At 37.3% G+C, this 19,783-nt stretch carries 19 protein-coding genes and 1 pseudogene; all 20 read right to left on the bottom strand.

Going from position 1 to position 19,783, the window contains the following annotated elements; translation table 11 throughout:
• Window position 1: 1 nt before the first annotated feature.
• The 20 genes and pseudogenes from CIL05_RS02480 to CIL05_RS02585 all read right to left on the bottom strand — a co-directional run bounded on the left by CIL05_RS02480 (window position 2) and on the right by CIL05_RS02585 (window position 19,624).
• Entirely contained in the window at window positions 2-985 is a 984-nt protein-coding gene (locus tag CIL05_RS02480) for a glycosyltransferase family 2 protein (protein ID WP_095653914.1), read from the bottom strand.
• Window positions 982-1,431 (bottom strand): FAD synthase family protein, encoded by a 450-nt coding sequence (locus CIL05_RS02485; RefSeq protein ID WP_095653915.1) that lies wholly within the window; start codon window positions 1,429-1,431, stop codon window positions 982-984. The genes CIL05_RS02480 and CIL05_RS02485 overlap by 4 nt, the downstream gene beginning before the upstream one ends.
• On the bottom strand, window positions 1,418-2,602 hold the full coding sequence (locus CIL05_RS02490; RefSeq protein ID WP_240510081.1) for a CDP-glycerol glycerophosphotransferase family protein: 1,185 nt from the start codon (window positions 2,600-2,602) through the stop codon (window positions 1,418-1,420). Before CIL05_RS02490 ends, CIL05_RS02485 begins: the two co-directional genes overlap by 14 nt.
• Complete coding sequence (locus CIL05_RS02495; RefSeq protein ID WP_095653916.1) at window positions 2,599-3,660, bottom strand: glycosyltransferase family 2 protein; 1,062 nt, start codon at window positions 3,658-3,660, stop codon at window positions 2,599-2,601. Before CIL05_RS02495 ends, CIL05_RS02490 begins: the two co-directional genes overlap by 4 nt.
• 16 nt (window positions 3,661-3,676) lie before the next feature.
• Window positions 3,677-4,867 carry a glycosyltransferase gene (locus CIL05_RS02500; RefSeq protein WP_095653917.1) on the bottom strand — a complete coding sequence of 397 codons (1,191 nt, stop codon included), beginning with the start codon at window positions 4,865-4,867 and terminating at the stop codon, window positions 3,677-3,679.
• A complete protein-coding gene (locus CIL05_RS02505; RefSeq protein WP_095653918.1) occupies window positions 4,839-5,993 on the bottom strand; it encodes a glycosyltransferase family 1 protein in 1,155 nt (384 codons plus the stop codon). The genes CIL05_RS02500 and CIL05_RS02505 overlap by 29 nt, the downstream gene beginning before the upstream one ends.
• 19 nt (window positions 5,994-6,012) lie before the next feature.
• A complete protein-coding gene (locus CIL05_RS02510; RefSeq protein ID WP_095653919.1) occupies window positions 6,013-6,354 on the bottom strand; it encodes a helix-turn-helix domain-containing protein in 342 nt (113 codons plus the stop codon).
• Between the two features lie 3 nt (window positions 6,355-6,357).
• Window positions 6,358-7,512, bottom strand: a complete 1,155-nt coding sequence (locus CIL05_RS02515; RefSeq protein WP_095654061.1) for a DegT/DnrJ/EryC1/StrS family aminotransferase — start codon at window positions 7,510-7,512, stop codon at window positions 6,358-6,360.
• Between the two features lie 84 nt (window positions 7,513-7,596).
• On the bottom strand, window positions 7,597-8,235 hold the full coding sequence (locus tag CIL05_RS02520) for an acetyltransferase (protein ID WP_095653920.1): 639 nt from the start codon (window positions 8,233-8,235) through the stop codon (window positions 7,597-7,599).
• 1 nt (window position 8,236) lies between these two features.
• Window positions 8,237-8,836, bottom strand: a complete 600-nt coding sequence (locus tag CIL05_RS02525; protein WP_095653921.1) for a sugar transferase — start codon at window positions 8,834-8,836, stop codon at window positions 8,237-8,239.
• A gap of 136 nt (window positions 8,837-8,972) precedes the next feature.
• A pseudogene (gene galE, locus CIL05_RS02530) lies at window positions 8,973-9,980 on the bottom strand (UDP-glucose 4-epimerase GalE); the annotation flags it as partial.
• Window positions 9,981-9,998: 18 nt separating this feature from the next.
• On the bottom strand, window positions 9,999-11,072 hold the full coding sequence (locus CIL05_RS02535; protein ID WP_095653923.1) for an EpsG family protein: 1,074 nt from the start codon (window positions 11,070-11,072) through the stop codon (window positions 9,999-10,001).
• Window positions 11,073-11,101: 29 nt separating this feature from the next.
• On the bottom strand, window positions 11,102-11,992 hold the full coding sequence (locus CIL05_RS02540) for a glycosyltransferase family 2 protein (RefSeq protein ID WP_095653924.1): 891 nt from the start codon (window positions 11,990-11,992) through the stop codon (window positions 11,102-11,104).
• Complete coding sequence (locus tag CIL05_RS02545) at window positions 11,989-13,107, bottom strand: glycosyltransferase family 1 protein (protein WP_095653925.1); 1,119 nt, start codon at window positions 13,105-13,107, stop codon at window positions 11,989-11,991. Before CIL05_RS02545 ends, CIL05_RS02540 begins: the two co-directional genes overlap by 4 nt.
• Window positions 13,092-14,246, bottom strand: coding sequence for a glycosyltransferase family 4 protein (locus tag CIL05_RS02550; protein ID WP_095653926.1), 1,155 nt, complete (start codon window positions 14,244-14,246; stop codon window positions 13,092-13,094). Before CIL05_RS02550 ends, CIL05_RS02545 begins: the two co-directional genes overlap by 16 nt.
• Before the next feature lies 1 nt (window position 14,247).
• The gene (gene galU / locus CIL05_RS02555) at window positions 14,248-15,138 is read right to left on the bottom strand and encodes a UTP--glucose-1-phosphate uridylyltransferase GalU (RefSeq protein ID WP_095653927.1); all 891 of its coding nucleotides are present in this window, start codon (window positions 15,136-15,138) and stop codon (window positions 14,248-14,250) included.
• Between the two features lie 598 nt (window positions 15,139-15,736).
• Entirely contained in the window at window positions 15,737-17,566 is a 1,830-nt protein-coding gene (locus CIL05_RS02570; RefSeq protein WP_095653929.1) for a polysaccharide biosynthesis protein, read from the bottom strand.
• Between the two features lie 219 nt (window positions 17,567-17,785).
• The gene (locus tag CIL05_RS02575; protein WP_240510082.1) at window positions 17,786-18,457 is read right to left on the bottom strand and encodes a CpsD/CapB family tyrosine-protein kinase; all 672 of its coding nucleotides are present in this window, start codon (window positions 18,455-18,457) and stop codon (window positions 17,786-17,788) included.
• Window positions 18,435-19,175: a YveK family protein gene (locus CIL05_RS02580; protein ID WP_095653931.1), complete on the bottom strand. Its 741-nt coding sequence runs from the start codon at window positions 19,173-19,175 to the stop codon at window positions 18,435-18,437. The genes CIL05_RS02575 and CIL05_RS02580 overlap by 23 nt, the downstream gene beginning before the upstream one ends.
• A gap of 176 nt (window positions 19,176-19,351) precedes the next feature.
• Complete coding sequence (locus CIL05_RS02585; protein WP_095653932.1) at window positions 19,352-19,624, bottom strand: hypothetical protein; 273 nt, start codon at window positions 19,622-19,624, stop codon at window positions 19,352-19,354.
• Between the last annotated feature and the right edge of the window lie 159 nt (window positions 19,625-19,783).

Genomic DNA, 19,783 nt, shown 5'->3' on the forward strand with positions numbered 1-19,783 from the left:
ATTAAGTGGGCTGTCCCTTCAATATTTTTTTGTTCTTTGCCGAAATGTAATATTGATAATTTATCATCAGCAACTGCAACTTCACTTTCCAAGACAGCTGTTTTAGTTTTGGGATTTTATGAAAGTGCTTCCTCACTTCTCGGCTAATCCAAGCAAATTGTTCATTTGCTTCTTCCTTATCTGATATTTGATTTAAGATTGTTTGAACATTATCTAAAGACCACCAGACAAACCGCAACCAAACTTCATCCATTAATTGAGGATATACCTTGCTAATAGTACTAATAATTTCGTCCCATGCTTTGTAACTGTCAATCCTCCCTTTATGAAACTTTGTTGTAAGAATGCTTTCTTCACGTGTCCGATAAATATATCCTGTTTTTGAAGTATTAACGATGCGATTCGCTTTTAAGAACAACTTATACGATACAGCTAAATCTTCATGGATTCTACCTAGTGGAAAAGTGATATTGTCAAAGCAATGGCGACGGTAAAGTTTATTCCATAATGCAAATCTGTATATTTTTCCACGAAATAACTCTCGTAGCGATTCCTCTTGTGGGAGTGTAAGGAAATGGTTATTTTCTCTTATGTCTGTTACTTCATCTCCAAACTGACGAGCATACCCGCAAATTGAGATATCACAGTTATTCTCCTCTAAAATATTCTCTAAGTTCTCAAACATATCCGGAAGAATCCAGTCATCACTATCTACAAATCCTACCAATTCTCCGGTGGCATTTTTAATTCCTGTATTTCTAGCTGCACTAACTCCTTGTGAGGATTGATGAATAACGACTATTCGTGGATCTTTTTTTGCAAATTCCTCACAAATTGAAGGACTATTATCGGTTGAACCGTCATTAATCAATAGAATTTCCAATTCTTTTTTAGTTTGATTACAGATACTTAACAAACATTTCTCTAAATACATTTCCACGTTATAAACAGGAACGATAATTGATATCAGACCAGTATTGATCATCTCACTTCCTCCACTGAAAACTCATCTAGTAAATTTCCCACTTTATCTTTCACAATCGTCGACGACACTCCTTTTGTATACGGAAAATAAACAATATCAACACCTACATGATTAAACTTGATTTCCAGTTCATCAAAAAGAGCATTTCCTTTCCAATCGTCACCAACAAACATGACGTTAAAAAGCAAATGCTCCCATGCAACAAATTTTTCTCGATTTATTTGGGGTACTGCCTGGTCTACATATTTTATTCCTTCTACAATGGCTTTTCGTTCTTCGTATGGAATGACCGGTCTTTTCTGTTTATATTTCATTACCAATTCATCTGTGCTGACCCCTACAATGAGGTAATCACATTGTTCTTTTGCCTTTTTTAAAATGTTCAAGTGACCAACATGGAATAAATCAAAAACCCCAGTTGTATAGCCTACTTTATACTGCTTCATACATTTCACTCCTTTTGTCATTAAAGCAAACAGCTTCAATTCGTTTCAGTAAGTGTTCACTCGCTCTTCCCTCTTCATAGGAACCAACTCTGTTTAGGAATTTCGCCAGATTATCCTGATAATTTCTATTATGAAAATTGCCTATTTTATCGAACAAATCGCTGTTACTTGTTGCACTAATGAAAGGAAGATCTGTGATATCGAAATAAAGCTTTCTGTCTTGCTTTGTATATTCATGAATGTCAGGAACATACAGGAAGCATGGACGCTTGGTTATTGAAAAATCAAACATCAGGGATGAATAATCAGATATTAAAACATCTGCAGTGAACAGCAATTCCTGGATATCCTCATAGGAAGTAACGTCTTTAACATGTTGATTTCCATTTATTAGCTGACTGGATTTCGAAATCAGATGTGGGTGCAACTTAACCAAAATGACCCATTCACTGCCAAATTTATTTTTCAGTCTATTTAATAGCTGTGTCCAATCTAAATCATAAACTTCCAAATTATTATGCTTTCTAAATGTTGGAGCATATAATAAAATTTTTTTGTCTTTAGGGATATTAAGTTTCCTCTTGATCTCTCCCATATCGTCTGATTTATGCTGGATTAACATATCATTCCTGGGAATACCTTGCTCAAAAATTTCACCATCAAACCAAAAAGATCTTTTGAATATGTTGGTACTGTATTTACATCCGGAAAGTAATAGATCACACTTCATAGAATCTTTCCTGGCCATTTGCACATAAGAATCAGGCAGTACATCCTCGGCATCCTTCTCGATTTGTTTTAGACGTAGTGAGCTGTGCCAGGTCTGGATGTAATACTGGTTTTTCCGTTTAACAAACAATTCGGTTGTTCGATAATTTGTAATAACGACTTTGGCTGTACATAGCTCATAGAAGTATCTAAAGGACATTGTCTTTACTTTTCTGATAGGTGTGGGGAGATGTTTGGAATTAGGATCATTGAAAGCCCACACCACGTCAAATCGGCCTTTGGGATAATGAGTCACCAAATATTCAGTGATATATTTCGGATTGCATCCATAGTTACTGCCATAATAGCTGAACATGAATAATTTGTTTTTCTTAATTGGAAGGCACCTGCAAAAATAAATAATAGCTAAGGCGATCAGCTGCTTCATACGATCGATCTTCACTCCGCTAACACCTCCTTTTTCAAATTCACTTCTACTTGCTCAAGCCCAGGTGGGTGGGACAAAACCCTGATTGACCTTAACCCTCTTCTCAAGCCCAGGAAGGCAATATTAAAATAAGGGTGTAAAGAAAATAAGTATAATTGCGTGTTTAACTGTTTATCATACTTAACCGCATTTTTAAGCTTTGTGTAATTAGTTTGTATGTATGACTGTATTTCCTTTCGATATATCCCGTTTTTATCTTTCTTTCTGTTCATAAACAATAGGTTATAATGAATCAGGCACATTTTTAAAATAGCTATATATGACGCATCTATAAGTCTTTCATAGTTTTTCTCGATGAATTGATGTCTTACCTTAAGTCCCTTGATTATATCCAGGTTTCTCGGAGAATAAGTCGCAACAATACTGTCATCCCTTTGGAAATAGTAGTACAGTGGCTGATGCATCAATAAAAAGTTTTTTACATTGTGCATCACCTGATGTGCCCAGAATACATCTTCAAATAATACTCCTTTTTTAAATGGAATTTCTTTGATCAATTCTGTCTTATATAGTTTCCCCCAGGCGAAGTTCTTCACTTTTTCATTTTTAACCAATTCATACATCAATATTTGATTATCCAGCTCGAGTGGTTCATCATTTGCATCAATATATCTGTTGTCAATCAGAAGCTTATCTTCATAAGCATAATAAAAAGCTGATTGAACAACATCAGCTTGGTATCTTAAACTATAATGAAGCATTAATTCAATCGCATTTTCCTTCAGCCAGTCATCACTGTCTGCAAACATCGTATATTCTCCTGTAACCTGCTTCATGCCATGATTTCTCGCATCAGAAAGTCCGCCGTTTTCTTTATGGATCACCTTTATCCGATCGTCTTTATCCCGGTACTGGTCGGCAATTTTCCCACAATGATCCGGTGAACCATCGTCCACTAGAATAACTTCGATATTTTTATAGGTTTGATTTAAAATACTGTCTACACATCTATGAATATATTTCTCTACTTTGTAAATAGGAACAACAACGCTGACTTTTCCCTTTTGAAACATATAGTGTCCCCCCTTCCTAAGCCAATTGATATAACTTCTTAAGTTCCTGCTGATTTTGATAGTCTGTGTTTCTGCAGTTTTCTGCCAATTGCTTTCTACCCTCAGAATCCTTGAACAGTTTTTCTATACCACTCGCAATACCAGCAATGGAAAGGTCACAGATAGCACCATCAAAACCATCTTTCACCTGACTCTGGGCAGTAGGGTAATTGGTAATCAAAACAGGCTTGGAAAGAATCTGTGCTTCTCCAACTGTCACAGCTTTTCCTTCATATCTTGATGGCTGAACATAAAGATCCGCTGCTTTCATAAATGGATAAGGGTTCGTTTTTTTGCCAAGTAGGATAAAACTCTCTGTCAGATCGTTTTCAGCTATTAATCTTCTGAGCTTTTCTTCCTCTCCGCCATACCCAACCACATACCAGGAAATATTTTTATAGCCTTTATTTTTTAACAGCTTTAACGCCTTCACAGCATAATCAATGCCTTTTGCATGTGATAATCTGGCCACAGTAATCAATTTGAACCGCTGATCATGGTTCATTGGATTATTCACTTCTTCATCAGCCAGTTTTATTATAAAATTCGGTGAGGAAATATTTTCAATGACCCTTACTTTGTTCTCCAGTTCACTATACTTGTTTAGAAAGGACTGTCTGCATGCATCTGATACAGCGATAATATCATCGAATTTCCTCCACATTTTCAAATCCATATTTATGTCTGTATCCACTGTTGAATAATCTGTATGGATCCAGGCTATTTTCTTCCTTGCATTCACCTTTTCTGCTACAAAATAATGTGGCCATAAATAACTGACCGCTGTGTCATATTTTTTTTCCAGCTTAGGGAGAAATGGCAGGGCATACTTCCACATCAATTGCAGCTGATAATACCCTGGCTCCTCCACTCCTTTTATTCTGCCTTTCATATCAGCGTTTACTTTGGATAGGATTCTCGATAAAGCGATGGAATAATGTTTATCCTTGATTATTTCTCTGATTGACTTTCTAAATGTCGTATACTGGTCGACTTCTTCCAATAAAGTAATTTTGTTTGGAAGCAGGTTCATGAACTCTCCCTGATGCTTATATAGCATTAAATCAACCTTGTAATTTTTATAATCAAAATGGTCAAGCATGCTGATTAAGCTTCTTTCCACTCCTCCAATTTCCATATCATAGGAGGCGATTAGTAGTTCTTTCATATGTCCCTCCCGTGTTGGTTTGATAGATATTCATTAAAGCTAAAATTCCGCTTCTCAGCGAGTATCCGCTCTGTTCAAAGCCATCAATAATTTTAGTAATATTTCTTTCCCTTTTAGCAGCCACTTCCAATATTTTATCTGCCCAAATATCGGCCCCATCAGCCAATGAAAGCTTCGTCACTAAACCGATATTTATATCCGCTTCAGGCTGTATCGCTTCAGATACGACACACGGTACGCCACTTGCTTGAGCCTCCAGTAAAACCAGCCCAAGCCCCTCATACAAAGACGGGAAAACAAATACATCCATACTTTGCATTGCTGTGGCTATATTACTTCTTATCCCAGTAAACCTGATATTTTCATGAATTCCTTCATTTTTTGCCTTTTCCTCGATTTGTTTTCTTAGATCTCCATCACCTACCAGCAACAATTTAACTGAAGCGTCTTTTTTGATCATGCTTTTCATGATTTCCAATAGAAATGAATGATTTTTCGCTTCGATAAACCTGCCGACATGACCAATAACAATATTATTTCCAAGCCCCTCTTCAACTTTAAAACTCTTTACATCTGTTCCCGGAGTTTGTAGGAATTGTTCATAATCAATTGCATTTGGGAAATAGGAGTAATTTATTCGATTTAATGCTTTTTCTCCAAATAGATAGCTGCCTGCCCCATTACTGCATGCTAATAAATCGGTTGAAAAGCTATTGATGATCAGTCGCATGAATCTGATATAAGCTTTTCTGGTAAAACTGTCGCTATTGTCTAAAGTAGTGTGCGCATGTGCAATTCTGATTTTCACTCCAGCAAGAAGAGCCGCGGTATTTGCAATTCCTGAATGAAATAAGGTGTGGGAATGAACCGCATGATATGGGCCATATTCTTTCATGACACGATACAGTGCTCTAAGTGATGTCGTTTTCGGTAGCTTGATAACCTTACCGCCCATTTTTTTTATTTCCTGATCATAATCAGCTTCTTCCTTACCATAGGAAATAAAATCAAACTGTATCTTTTCATGATCAATATTTCTATAAATATTCATTAGCATTGTCTCTGTTCCTGCTCTGTTCATTGCCCCAACAACATGAAGAACCTTGATTGGCTTAAAATTCTCCATTTTCTCCTCCTTGTTATATCTAACTGGAATCATTCTTCTCCTTTTGCCATCTTGCAAATTCAATAACTGTTTTATATTCCTGAAGCTGACCTTTTTCAACTCCTGATTTTTTTAAATCTTTCACAAAATCCATCCATTCACTTTCCAGCATTTGCTGGCCACCGGGCTTAATACCAACAATTGAGCGAAGATCCACTTCCAGCACATTTGCTATCTTTTCTATGATTTGGATCGAGGGATTTTGGTTTTTGCTTCGTTCTATATTACTTAAATAAGATTTGGATATATTTGCCCGTTCAGCACATTCAGATAAAGTAAGACCTTTTCTTTTTCGGATAGTCTGGATATTTTTTCCTATCATTTTTTATACCTCTTGTTTTCCTAATATCAAATAACTCCTATTACTGATGGTTCTATTTAGCGCATCCCTTAAACATTTAATTACACGCAGCTGTTCTTCTCCAGTTAAGCCTGATCCTGAAGGGAGACATATCCCTTCAGCAAATAACTGCTTTGCAACATGTTCATTTTCCCTGTGTGGATAGTAGCTTGCTCCACGGAAAAGCGGCTGCATATGAAGGGGTTTCCACACATGACGTGCTTCTATATTTTCTTTTTGAAATGCTTCCAGCAATTGTTTTACAGATACTCCTGTTTTTGTCTCATCAACAGTTAATGTCGTAAGCCAGCGATTTGACCTTGTATCCTTTAATTCCGGCATAAAATTAACACCTGGAATGTCTGATAATGCATGGGTATAGAGATCGAATAATCTTCTTTTGGTCCTAACCCGGTCATCAAGCACCTGTAATTGTGTTCTGCCAACCCCTGCCAAAAGATTGCTTAGCCGGTAATTATAGCCTGTGACACTATGCTGATAATGTGGGGACGGGTCACGTGCCTGACTTGCCAGAAAGCGCGCTTGATTGATTGCCTCAACATCATCAGATACAAGCATTCCACCACCGGATGTTGTGATGATTTTATTCCCATTAAAGGAGTAAATACCAAACCTGCCTAATGTACCACTTGCCTTTCCTTTGTAAGTTGTTCCAAGAGATTCAGCTGCATCCTCTATAATTGGTACACCATAAAGGTCACAGATTTTTAATATTTCATCCATTTTCGAGCTTTGGCCATATAGATTAACAACGATAACCGCTTTTGGCAGTTTCTCCTTTATAGCAGCTTCCTGCATGGCTCTTTTTAATGCCGCTGGTGACATATTCCACGAATCCGGCTCTGAATCAATAAAAACAGGTTCTGCTCCCTGGTACAAAACCGGATTGGCACTTGCAACAAATGTAAGCGTCGAACAAAACACCTTATCTCCTTTTGATATATCCAATAAGGAAAGAGCCAAATGAATTGCCGCTGTTCCTGAGCTGACAGCCACAGCAGCTTTTACACCTACCGCCTTGGCAAATTCCTCTTCGAATGCATCCACATTTGGCCCTACAGGAGCAACCCAATTTGTTTCAAATGCTTCATTGATATACTGGTTCTCTTTTCCGGTCATATGGGCCAGGGATAGGTTGATTCTAGGTTTTGTCAAAAAAACACCGCCTTCTTAATGGGATTTGAACACATTGAACACATATTTCTATTCTTTTTTCACTAGGATTCTTTCGATTATTCTTGTTGGACTTCCTACTGCTTTGCTGTATGCCGGTATATGCTCAATAACTGTGGAGCCTGCTCCGATTACCGACCAGCTACCCAGATGCTTTCCGGGAATAACTGTGGCGGAAGACCCAACATGTACGCCTTCTCCTGTGGTTACATTCCCTGCCAACGTGCCATTTGGAGAAATATGAGAATAATCACCAACTCTATTATCGTGTTCTACCACACCACCCGTGTTGATAATACAATGATTCCCAACATTGGCATTGGCGTTGATTACAGCATTGGGCATAATCACCGTTCCATTTCCTATCTTCGCTGATCTACTCACAACGGCTGTCGGATGAACAACAGTTAAATAATGTTTTGGCAGTAAATTTAAGCTTTGAACAATCTTTCTTCTGATTTCATTACTGCCTATTGCCACAACCACTTTGGTATCATGGCGAAAGAGCTTTACCAGGTAGGAAATTGGGGCATGAATCATCCCTTTTTCCTGAAATCGATGATCATATTTATCATCCAATACAGCAGTTACCTCATATAATCCACCACAAAAAATCATTTCCTGTATGACCCTGCTATGGCCGCCATCTCCTAAAATAACTACACTCATCCTACAGCGCCCTTTGATTGCCATTAAATTTTTCCATCGTTACAGTACCCTTGTGGCTGATTCCTTCTTTTTTCAGGACTTTCAAAACAGTCATGAACAGGATCTTGCAATCTAATCGAATACGCTGATTTTTCACATACCATGTATCCAATTTGAACTTCTCCTGCCAGGTGATTGCATTTCTTCCATTCACCTGTGCCCATCCTGTAATACCCGGTTTTACATTTTGACGCTGGCGCTGTTCCTTGTTATAAAGCGGCAAATATTCCATTAGTAATGGTCTCGGGCCAACCAGACTCATTTCACCTTTTAAAACATTGATCAGCTGCGGAAATTCATCCATGCTGTATTTTCTAAGAAATGCTCCTAAGGGGGTTAGACGGACTTCATCAGATAATATATTTCCTCCTTTATCCGTTTTATTCGTCATCGTTCGAAATTTATAAAGGTGAAATGGCTTACTATCAAGACCCGGACGTTGCTGTTTAAATAAAATGGGAGTTCCCATTTTCAATCTGATCATTACCGCAACATAAACAATCAATGGAGAAAATAACATAATTAAAATCAAAGAAATGAAAAGATCCATGACTCGTTTCATCTGTTTATCACTCCCTAAGGAATTTTAGAAAAGTTCGCTTATACTGATTGTCTAAAAGTTATGCTTTCCTATCGGTCAAAAAAACCGCTGCATCATGCACCGGTTGATTGTTTAACGCTATTATTCTGGAAATCCTCTCATATCCATTCGGATTATTTCGTTGCCAACGCCACGCGTCTTCACACATTACGTCGATCCCTCTTTTGGCCTGCCAGCCAAGTTTCTCCTTTGCTTTCTGGGGATTTGCATAACATATACCAGCATCTCCTAAACGCCTGCTCGCAACCGTGTATGGAACTGTTTTACCGGAGGCTTTTTCAAATGCCCTTACCATTTCCAGCACACTATAGCCTTTGCCGGTTCCCAGGTTGTAGGCATCAACACCCTTTGTGGATAGAACCCTTTCCAATGCTTTCAAATGACCTAAAGCCAAATCGACAACATGAATATAATCCCTTACTCCTGTTCCATCCTCCGTCAGATAGTCATCTCCAAATATTGTAAGCTGATCTCTTTTTCCAACCGCCACCTGTGAAATATAGGGCATGAGGTTGTTAGGTATACCATTTGGATCTTCACCAATATAGCCGCTTTGATGTGCACCAATTGGATTAAAGTATCGCAATAAAGCAATACTCCAGGTTTGATCAGAAAAAGAAACATCCCTAAGTATTTCTTCAATTACCAGCTTTGTGCGACCATATGGATTAACTGCCCCGAGAATCGCTTCCTCATCGATAGGTACTTTCTCTGTCGTTCCGTACACAGTTGCAGAAGAACTAAATACGAGATTCTTCACTCCATATTGCTGCATCACCTCACATAGAATAATCGTACCGGCAATGTTGTTTTGAAAATACTTTAGTGGGAGTGAAACAGATTCACCAACTGCCTTTAGTCCTGCCAGATGAATTACTGCTTCAATCTTATTTTCAGCAAAAATTTCCGTAACCTTTTTCTTATCCAGCAGATCAGCATCATATATCTTCAACTGTTTTCCCGTAATCCCAGCCACCCTATTTAACGACTCTGGATTACTATTTGAAAAGTTATCCAAAACAATAACCTTATAACCTTCATTTAAGAGCTCTATACAGGTATGACTCCCAATATACCCAGCCCCACCTGTTACAAGAACAGCCATGATGTTTTCCTCCTTCCGTTACCAAATTAAGAAATCACTTCGATATACGATGTTCAAGCTAATAACACTTTCGTAATAGTAATAAGCAAAATAACAAATTAAGATTCCAAAATATATCAACTTCTGATCCTTTTCTCTAAATAGCTTAGGAATCCATGCTATAAGAATTAATTGATATAATTGGAAATAGATGGATATCCTTGCAAAGATCCATTGTTGTGTTGCAATTACCATGAAAACAAATCCAATTAAAGCCATGTTTACAATAAAATCACTATTTGGAAATATCTGTTTCAACTTCTCTCTTCCTAAGTACGCAAAGATAATCGGTGCTCCTTCAACCGCTACCCTTAGAATATTCGCTCCGCCCTCGGCAAAACTATCATAGGCAGCATATTGCGTGTCTTCCAATGCCGTAAATAAAAGAGAAGAAAATTGTTCATATCCAATGACAGCCACGACGGATAGCATTACTAATGCGACAGTTGCCTTTGACCAGGCTTTAAACCTTACCAAAAAATATATAGGAAGTAATATAAGCGCACTTTGGTGAAAGAAAGATGCTAAAACAATGATGATTGCGTATTTTATAAAACTACCATTTATTAAATATTTAATTGCTGCAAAGGTAATTGCAGCTGCAAGCACCTGTCTGATTCCATTCATCGATACTAAAAATAAACCACCTGTGATATATACATACAAACTAAGCTCAATCAATCTGGAATAGTTATACAACACTAAAATAATAATTAAATTCGTGATCAAGGCTGTAGTAAAGATCATGACTTGCGGATCCTGAGAAATATAATTTTTTAAAAACATTTGCAGGATACCAAAGCCAATATCTTTCTCGGATAAAACATACTCCCAAGTAAAGTCATTTTCTTCAAAAATATTAATATAGTTAAACGTGTCCCCAATATTTGATCGAAGTCCTGAGATAAGTACCAGGACGAGTAGAGATCCAAATATCAATAGCTTATGGGGTCTTATGGAAAAGGGTATTCCCGACGCCAGTGTTGGTGTAAAATACCTTGCAAAAATTGCAAAACTAAAAACGATGGCAAGATTCATCCATAGTAAAGTCATATTATATATCCTTTCAGGCTCTATGAAAGTTAAAGTCTAACTTCCCTTGTTTTAGACCTAACGTATAGATACAATAGAAAACCTAATGGTAAAGCTGGAATCGTAAGACCTTTATTTGGTGTTTCCTGTAAAAAAGTTCGATTTTTGCTGAGTAAACTACTTGAAACATAGTGTATGGCTTGCCTAAATTTAAATGAGGCGCTTGTAAACGGTAGTTTCATCAGTTCCTTACGATAGAATGAGAACCCTCTTGGATTTTTCCGATATTGATTTAGCATGTTGAGTGAAGACCCATCAGGAAGATATTCCACACAGCATAAAACCTCATTCATCAACAGCATTTCATAATCCTTATCGAGCATGTAATATTTATAAGCCAGCCCAACATATCTTTCATTCTCAAATAGTGGATATGGGTATTTCTTCGTTAATTCTGTTCGGTACACTAATTTTTTATCGCCTGTTACACCATGTTTATTATAAAGGTCAAACAGGGTAGAGTATTTTAATTTTGCTGGCAGGAACGTTCCGATTATTTGATTATCACTATCAGCATCAAGCCCAATGATGCCACTGACTTGATCACTTCCATATTTCTCCCAAAATGAAAGAATCTTTTCCACTGAATTATCAGGCATATAATCATCGGAATCAATACAAATATTTAATTCTGTATCGATTTGCTCATATGCCGTATTATGAGCACCATGCATTCCCTGGTTTTTTTGCCAATGATAGTTTATAAGGATACTATTTTCATCCATCCACTTTTTAACCAATTCTTCCGTTTCGTCCGTTGATCCATCGTCAATGATTAGCCAAATAAAGTCTTTACTTGTTTGCCGTTTCAGACTCTCATAGCAATGATGGAGACAATATGCCCTATTATAAGTCGGCGTGAATATCGTCAGCTTTTTCATACAGCCTTCTCTCCTAATGATAAATAGGATGTTTGTGTCAGCTCTGCCGTTTTTCTAATATCATAGCCTTGGTTGTTTAATGCTTGTTGATTAATTTTCCTGGTTTGTTTATTTTTATTAAAATCAGTTATTTGTTTAATCCATTTTTCTTTATTTGCTAGAGGAAGATGCTTAATCAATCCCACTTTCATATCAACTTCATTAGTAATCGTATCGGAAATGAAACAGGAAAGACCTGAACCCTGTGCTTCAATTAAGGTGACTGGCAGCCCTTCATGGAAAGAAGGGAAAACAAATAAATCGAAAGCTTGAAGCAATTTATGAATATCCTCCCGAATCCCAAGGAATCTTACCTTTTTATCCAATTTTAATGCTGTGACCTTTTCCTTAAGCTCTGTTTTTAAAGGACCATCTCCTGCTAATACTAAAACGGAATCTGGTAGTTTCTTATTTACTTCTGCAAAAATATCCAATAAAAATAAATGATTTTTTTGAGGTGAGAATCTGCCAACATGACCTAAAACCAATGTATCCTCATTAATTTTCAATTCACTTCTTATCGACTTGCGGGTTTCCTGGCAATATTGAAATAGATTTGTCTCAATTCCATTTTTTAGAATGAATGCTTTCCGGGCCTTGTTTTTAAATAACCAATTGGCTGCAGCCTTTGAACAGGCATAATAATGTGTCGCATATGCTTGAACTTGACTGCCTGCATACCATTTATAGGTTCTTGCAAGAAAGTTACCCTCACTTTCTGTGTTATGACTATGAGCAATTCTTATCGGGACATTTTCTTTCCTCGCTGCCCTGAGAACAAATCCGCTCATCTTATCCATATGGGAATGAATGATTTTATAATCCGGATTTGACCTAAGGAAGTTTCTCAATCCTCGTATAAATCCTCTATGGCCAGCTTCTGTTATATATGGGATCCGATGAACCTTCCCACCTAGTGCTTTTATTTCTGCATCAAAAGCTCCCTCTTTATATGTCAGGAAGTCAAATTGGACTTTTGTTCTGTCCATATTTCGATAAAGATTCATAATGAGGGTTTCAGCACCACCACGATTCATATTGACAACAACATGCAAAACCCTTAATGGACTGCCCAAATTTTCTCACCTCTTCCTTCCATATGGGATTTGTATATACGGCTTTTTGCAGCCATCACTTTGTTTATACTGAATTTATCCAGAATCATTTCTCTTCCTTTTAAGCCAAATTGTTTTCTTAGTGCCCCTGATTCAGAAAGAACTTTTATCTTTTTGGAAAAATCACCCGTATCCCACTCATTCAATAGCCAGCCATTTTTATTATTGGAAATGAGCTCCCGATGCCCCCTGTTATCTACTGCCAAAACCGGAAGTTCACATGCCATTGCTTCCATGATATTAACAGGCAAGCCTTCTCTAAAGCTTGATGCTACGGCTATGTCACACATTGGCAGGATTTGATCTATGTCTTTTCGAAATCCCATAAATTCAATCCTATGACTAATTCCAAGACGTTCAGCAAGATCTTTGCAGTCTTCCAATAAAATACCTTCACCAGCAAGCAGCAGCTTTGCATGTGGTACTTCATCTTTTATCAGTGCCAATGACTGTATAAGGAACTGCTGATTCTTATTTTTATTAAATTCAGCTGCATAAAATAATAAAAAGTCATCAGCTTTATAGCCAAATGACTTTTTCAGTTCCAGTTTTTTAGTTGGTTCGATTACTTTAAATCGTTCTGTATCAACCCCGACACCATGAACCTGTTCAATTCGCCCTGCTTTAAATCTGTGATTTACAACCAATTTATAATCTTCTTTATTAATCGTAATTAAACTGTCTGTATGTCGTGATAAGTATTTTTCAATTGGATAATAAATGCACCAGTTCTTAAGTGGTGCTCCTTTACAAAAATGAAATCCATGTGCTGTATAAAGAACCTTTGTTTCATTTTTCCTTGCCTCTCTTGCAGCAAGTCTTGCCAGAACTCCTCCGAGTGGTGTGTGGCAGTGGATAATAGAATAATCATTTTGATCAATTATCGCTTTTAATTGTTTATAAGCCTTAAGGTTAGAGCTATGAAAAGGAGAGCGCTGAATGGGAATATTGTATTTATTATCTGTATAGGGCAAATCAATTTCGCCTGATGCTGCAACATCAACAATCCATCCCTGCTCTTTAAACCATTTCATATAGGGTAGATGGAAAGCCTTAAAGTGATAATCAACAGTTGCACAGTACAATATTCTCCCAGACATTCTATCCCCCCTCCGTTTTCGTTAATTCCGCTTCTACTACAGATGATAGATAATCCAATAAATCTCTTCTTAAATCCTCTCGTTGGATTGCAAATTCAATGATAGTCTGAATAAACCCCATCTTTTCCCCAACATCATAGCGCTTGCCTTCAAAATCATATGCATAAACAGCTTCAAGTTTGTTTAATTCAGCGATCGCATCTGTTAATTGTATTTCGTCACCGGCACCTGGCTTTAATGTGCTCAAAATATCAAATATTTTCGGACTTAAAATATATCTTCCCAGAATAGCCAAATTGGAAGGAGCTTCCTCCTGTTTTGGCTTTTCGATTAAATACTGGACATTGTGAAGGCGGTTTTCTATCTCGCTGCAGCCCACAATGCCATAGCGTGATACATCTTCTTCCTTTACGGCCTGCACCCCAAGGATAGAAGCTTTATAGCGGTCATATTGATTGATCATTTGCTTTAGACATGGAGTTTCTGCTTGAACAACATCGTCCCCGAGCAACACTGCAAAAGGCTCATCACCGATAAATTTACGAGCACACCAAATTGCATGACCTAACCCTTTTGGTTCTTTTTGCCGGATATAGTGAATATCCACCATTTTGGAGGACTTTTGAACTTCACTTAGCAGATCGAATTTCCCTTTATCAAGCAGATTTTTTTCCAATTCAAAGGAATGATCAAAATGATCTTCAATCGCTCTTTTTCCTTTGCCTGTTACAATAATAATATCCTCTATGCCTGATTCAATTGCTTCTTCAACAATGTATTGAATTGTTGGCTTATCAACAATTGGCAGCATCTCTTTTGGCATTGCCTTTGTGGCTGGAAGAAATCTTGTTCCTAAACCAGCAGCCGGAATAATCGCCTTTCTGACCTTCATTTATATACGCCTCTTTTCTTTAGATTCTTTTTGTAAACTTTGGGACTGCACTTCGTTCACCCCACAAAATACTATTGTTTTTTTAACTGCCATAGTTTCTATAAAGTGCGACGTAACTAGAGATGATGAAAGGTGCGTAATCATCGCTCCAGAAATATACTTCGCTTTCCGCGGGCGGCTGGTGAGCCTCCTCGTGCTACGCACTCCGGGGTCTCACCGATGCCTTTCCTCCCGCAGGAGTCTTCGTATATTTCTTCCGCTGGTATTGTGCTTGTCAACTTCAAAAGTGATTTAACACTTGATTAAATCAACAATTGCATCTACTTTTATGATGGTTGTTTGGAGCGGAGGACCGTTGACTCCTGCGGGAACAAAGGTTTTCGGTGGGGCGAGTAATCGCAGTCCCAGCACGTGTCTGAAGACCCCGCAGAGTGGGTTTCTCGAGGAGGCTGAAGCCGTGCCCGCGGAAAGCAACGGTCCGCAGCGGAAAATAATCAAGCGCATACGTCGGCTTTTACATCTATGATGCCGAATAACAACAAATCTTTTGGTGGGAAGAGAAGTGTGCAGTCCCAATCTATGCGAAAATAGTTTTTATTTAAATGGATATAACTGATTCGGCTTCTCTGACCGGATCATAGTTAGCCAGGTTTAGTAATTCCTGTCTGAGTAATTCTCTGTCATAATTGTTATAGCTGGCTATAATCCTATTAATGTCCTCTAAATATAGATTTGCTGTTGTTTTTCCAACATATATTTTCGGGTAAACCTGCTTTTCATGAATTTCATTTTCCTTTAGTAATTCTTCAAAAAGCTTTTCTCCTGGTCTGATTCCGGTAAATTCCAGTTCAATTTCGTCAAGAGAATAGCCGGATAGTTTTATTAGGTTTTTTGCAAGATCTACAATTTTTACTGGATCACCCATGTCCAGAACAAAAATTTCCCCACCATTTGCTAATGCACCTGCTTGAATCACCAGCCTCGAAGCTTCCGGTATGGTCATGAAATAGCGAACCATATCCGGATGGGTTACCGTAACAGGTCCACCCTTTTCAATTTGTTTTTTAAATAATGGAATCACACTGCCACGACTTCCTAACACATTACCAAATCGAACGGCAACAAACTTTGTATTACTATGGTTATTCATATCCTGAACAACCATTTCTGCAAGCCTTTTTGATGCCCCCATCACACTTGTTGGATTAACGGCTTTATCAGTTGAAACCATGACAAATGTTTTCACATTGTTCCAGCTGGCAGCTTTTGCGACATTCATTGTTCCAATAATATTATTTTTGACTGCTTCTTCCGGATTCTTTTCCATTAATGGCACATGTTTATGTGCTGCTGCATGATAAACAACATCGGGATTATATTTATTCATGATTATCATCATTTTCTTTTCATCCTTGACATCAGCTATTTCTGTAATCAATTCGATTGGTCTATGACTGAATCTTTCTTTCAATTCCATTTCAATCGTATAGATACTGTTCTCACCATGTCCTAGTAGAATTAGCTGCCTCGGATTAAATTGGGAGATTTGCCGTGATATTTCAGAACCTATAGAGCCGCCTGCCCCTGTTACAAGTACTGTTTTTCGGCTAATATAATCTGCGATGCTTTCTATATCCATATCAATTGGGTCTCTGCCAAGGAGATCTTCAACCTGAACATCACGAAATTGACTCACTGAAATTTTCCCTGTTATTAAATCCTCCAATAATGGCAGTATTTTTGTCTCGGCCTTTGTCTTTGCACATTCCTGAAATATCGTGTTTAATTCCTTTTTACTTAGGGAGGGAATGGAAATAATAATATTATCTATGTTAAACTCCTTCACTACCTTTTCAATATCCTTTACCCCACCCTGTACAGGGAGTCCTAAAATATCGAGCTGGTGTTTTTTCACATCATCATCGATAAAGGCAACGGGTAAAAGATTTCCTTCATTATTTTTTAATGTTTGCCTTGCAACCATTGCTCCTGCCGACCCAGCACCGACAATTAATGTTCGTATTTTATTTTTGGAATTATTCATGATGGAATCACGGTACATCCTCCAAACAAATCGTGAACCCCCTATTAAAAACATATGAAGCATCCCGGTCACAGCAAGCAATCGATATTGTATTTCATTTAATGCCAGCAACTGGAGAACTGCTGCACAAAGAATAGAGAATGATACCACTTTAAAAATTATTAAAAGTTCGCTAACGCTTGCATATTCCCATGCTTTTTTATATAACTTATATCTGACTGCAAAAAGATGGTGACATAGCAGAATGGTTATGGAGCTTAACAGTAGCGGCAAATTGAAAACATAAATTGTCGCATGAACGAGAAAACTGCTGATGAAAATAGCAGTTAGAACAATAGAAGAATCAACGATAAAAAACAGGGACAGTCTTTGTTTATAGGTCATTTACTTCCTCCTTTCCTGAAGGGTAAATTTATTGTAGATTGCATTATTATGTAAATTACATGGGCATCCAACCCATCCTCACACCACACTATCGACGACAAGCGTCTAAGGTTTAATTAGAACCCACAGCATGACCGAGTGCCTGCATCGATAACGGCAAGTAGGCATCACCAAAATTATTAAATTCTTAATAACGAACATTTAAGCTAAAATTTTTTCTTACTTTTCATTCATAATTGTTCCAACTAGTTTTGATTTGGAGAGCGCCAGTATTTTTCTTGCTTCCACTGCTTTTTCTATGCTTGTTTTTCCACGGCTTACAACTAAAACTACTCCATCACATTGATTTGCCAGTACCCGTGTTTCCGTGGATTTCAATACAGTCGGCGAATCAATGAGGACAATGTCATATTCTTTCGTCACTTCAGTTAACAGATTTTCCATCGTATCACTGCCTAAAAGCTCTGCAGGATTATGCGATGATGTTGAACCACTAGGTAAAATATCCAATTTTCCAATTCCCGGTTTGCAAATCACTTCTTCAAGTGTCGCTTTATATGTGAGTACATCTGTTAAACCTGTTTCATTTTGCACTTTAAATATACGGTGAATCGCCGGTTCCCTTATGCTGGCGTCAATTAACAATACTCTTTCCTTTTGTCCAGCCATCGATACTGCTAAATTGGCAGTGGTCGTTGATTTTCCTTCCCTTTTGCCTGGTGAAGTTACTAGGATAACTTTATTTTGATTCTCCGCAGTTAAAAATGTAATATTCGTTCGTATTGTTCGAAATTGATCAGAAATGATGGAATCGGGATTGGAATAGGTGACAAGATGTCTTTTTTTCAAGGCATGCCCATGACTTTTTTTATTTAAGGTCAACAGTTTCACCCCTTAACTCAACATCTTTTTGTTTACTTTTTTTAACCGCTAACTTTTTCCTATTCATGTTTGAAACTACCCCGAGAACCGGAACACCTAAAATCTCTTCCAATTCACTCTCTTTTCTAATCTTTCCATCCAAAGAGTCCAACAGGAAGACAAGACCAATTCCGGTGATAAGTCCAAAAACCCCTCCAATAAGCAGCAGTTTATTTTGATTACCCCCATTGATTGGATATGGATTTTCCACAGCCGCTGACAGTAATTGAACTTCCTTAAAATCTAATATGTTTGCAATCTCCGTTTTATAGACGCTGGCAGTTGTATTGGCAATTGCAGCTGCCAGCGCTGGATCACTATCCGTTACTGAGATCATTATCACTTGGGATTCTTCCAGCCTCTGAACTTCTATTTGACCTGCAATCCCACTCGCTGATTTTGATAACTGCAATTCTTCGATGACCCGATTCAAAATTATTGGATCTTTAATCATAACCATCAGAGTACTCATGGACTCCCCTTCTGAGCCTACAACAATTCTCGTTGAAGTCTGATAAAGTGGTGTTGTATTATTAAGGCCGCTATAATAATGTGCACCAACCATTGCAAAGATTGTAACAACAATTATGATCCAAAAACGTCTTTTAATGACATCAAAAAAATCTTTTAAATTAATTTCTTTTACATGATTTTTTTCAAAAAATTGCTGCTGGTTATCTTTACCCATAAGGACCACCTTTATTTAAGTATTTAATTATCTGTATTCAGACTTCATGAATTTATTCTTTATAAAGAACAATTAAGGCAAAAAAAATCCTTTACTCATTTTCTATTAATTTGTATCGGAAATTACTTTGTTATTATACAGTTTAGTTCTTTATAAAGAACATGTCAATAGATAATTTAAATATTCTGCAATAATCTTTTTACTTTTACTTCATCTTCCATTATTTTATTAATATTTAATATAGTTGGAATAAGTGCAGTCGTTGGCCCAATCAGTGCTTTCCCTTTTTGTTCCACCCCAGAACCGAGCATGAAACGGAGCATTCGGTAAAATTTCTTTTCAATCAATGCAACGTAATATTTAGACCCATTTTTATTTATATGATCATATAAAATATGTGAAAAGATTTGGAAATATCCCTGGCGCTGATAATCCTTATGAATACACACTTTATCTATTTCCCAAATTTGCTTTTGATGTAAGCGAATTTCATTGTACCTAGAGAATTGAAATCTCCCCTCTACAGTACTGTTGGGGTTTTTCGAATTATATGGTATAAATTCAATGGTTCCAATTACTTTTTTCCTTTTATAAAAGCCTTTTCTATG

Source organism: Virgibacillus profundi, from assembly GCF_002287375.1.
Lineage (GTDB): Bacteria > Bacillota > Bacilli > Bacillales > Amphibacillaceae > Virgibacillus_K > Virgibacillus_K profundi.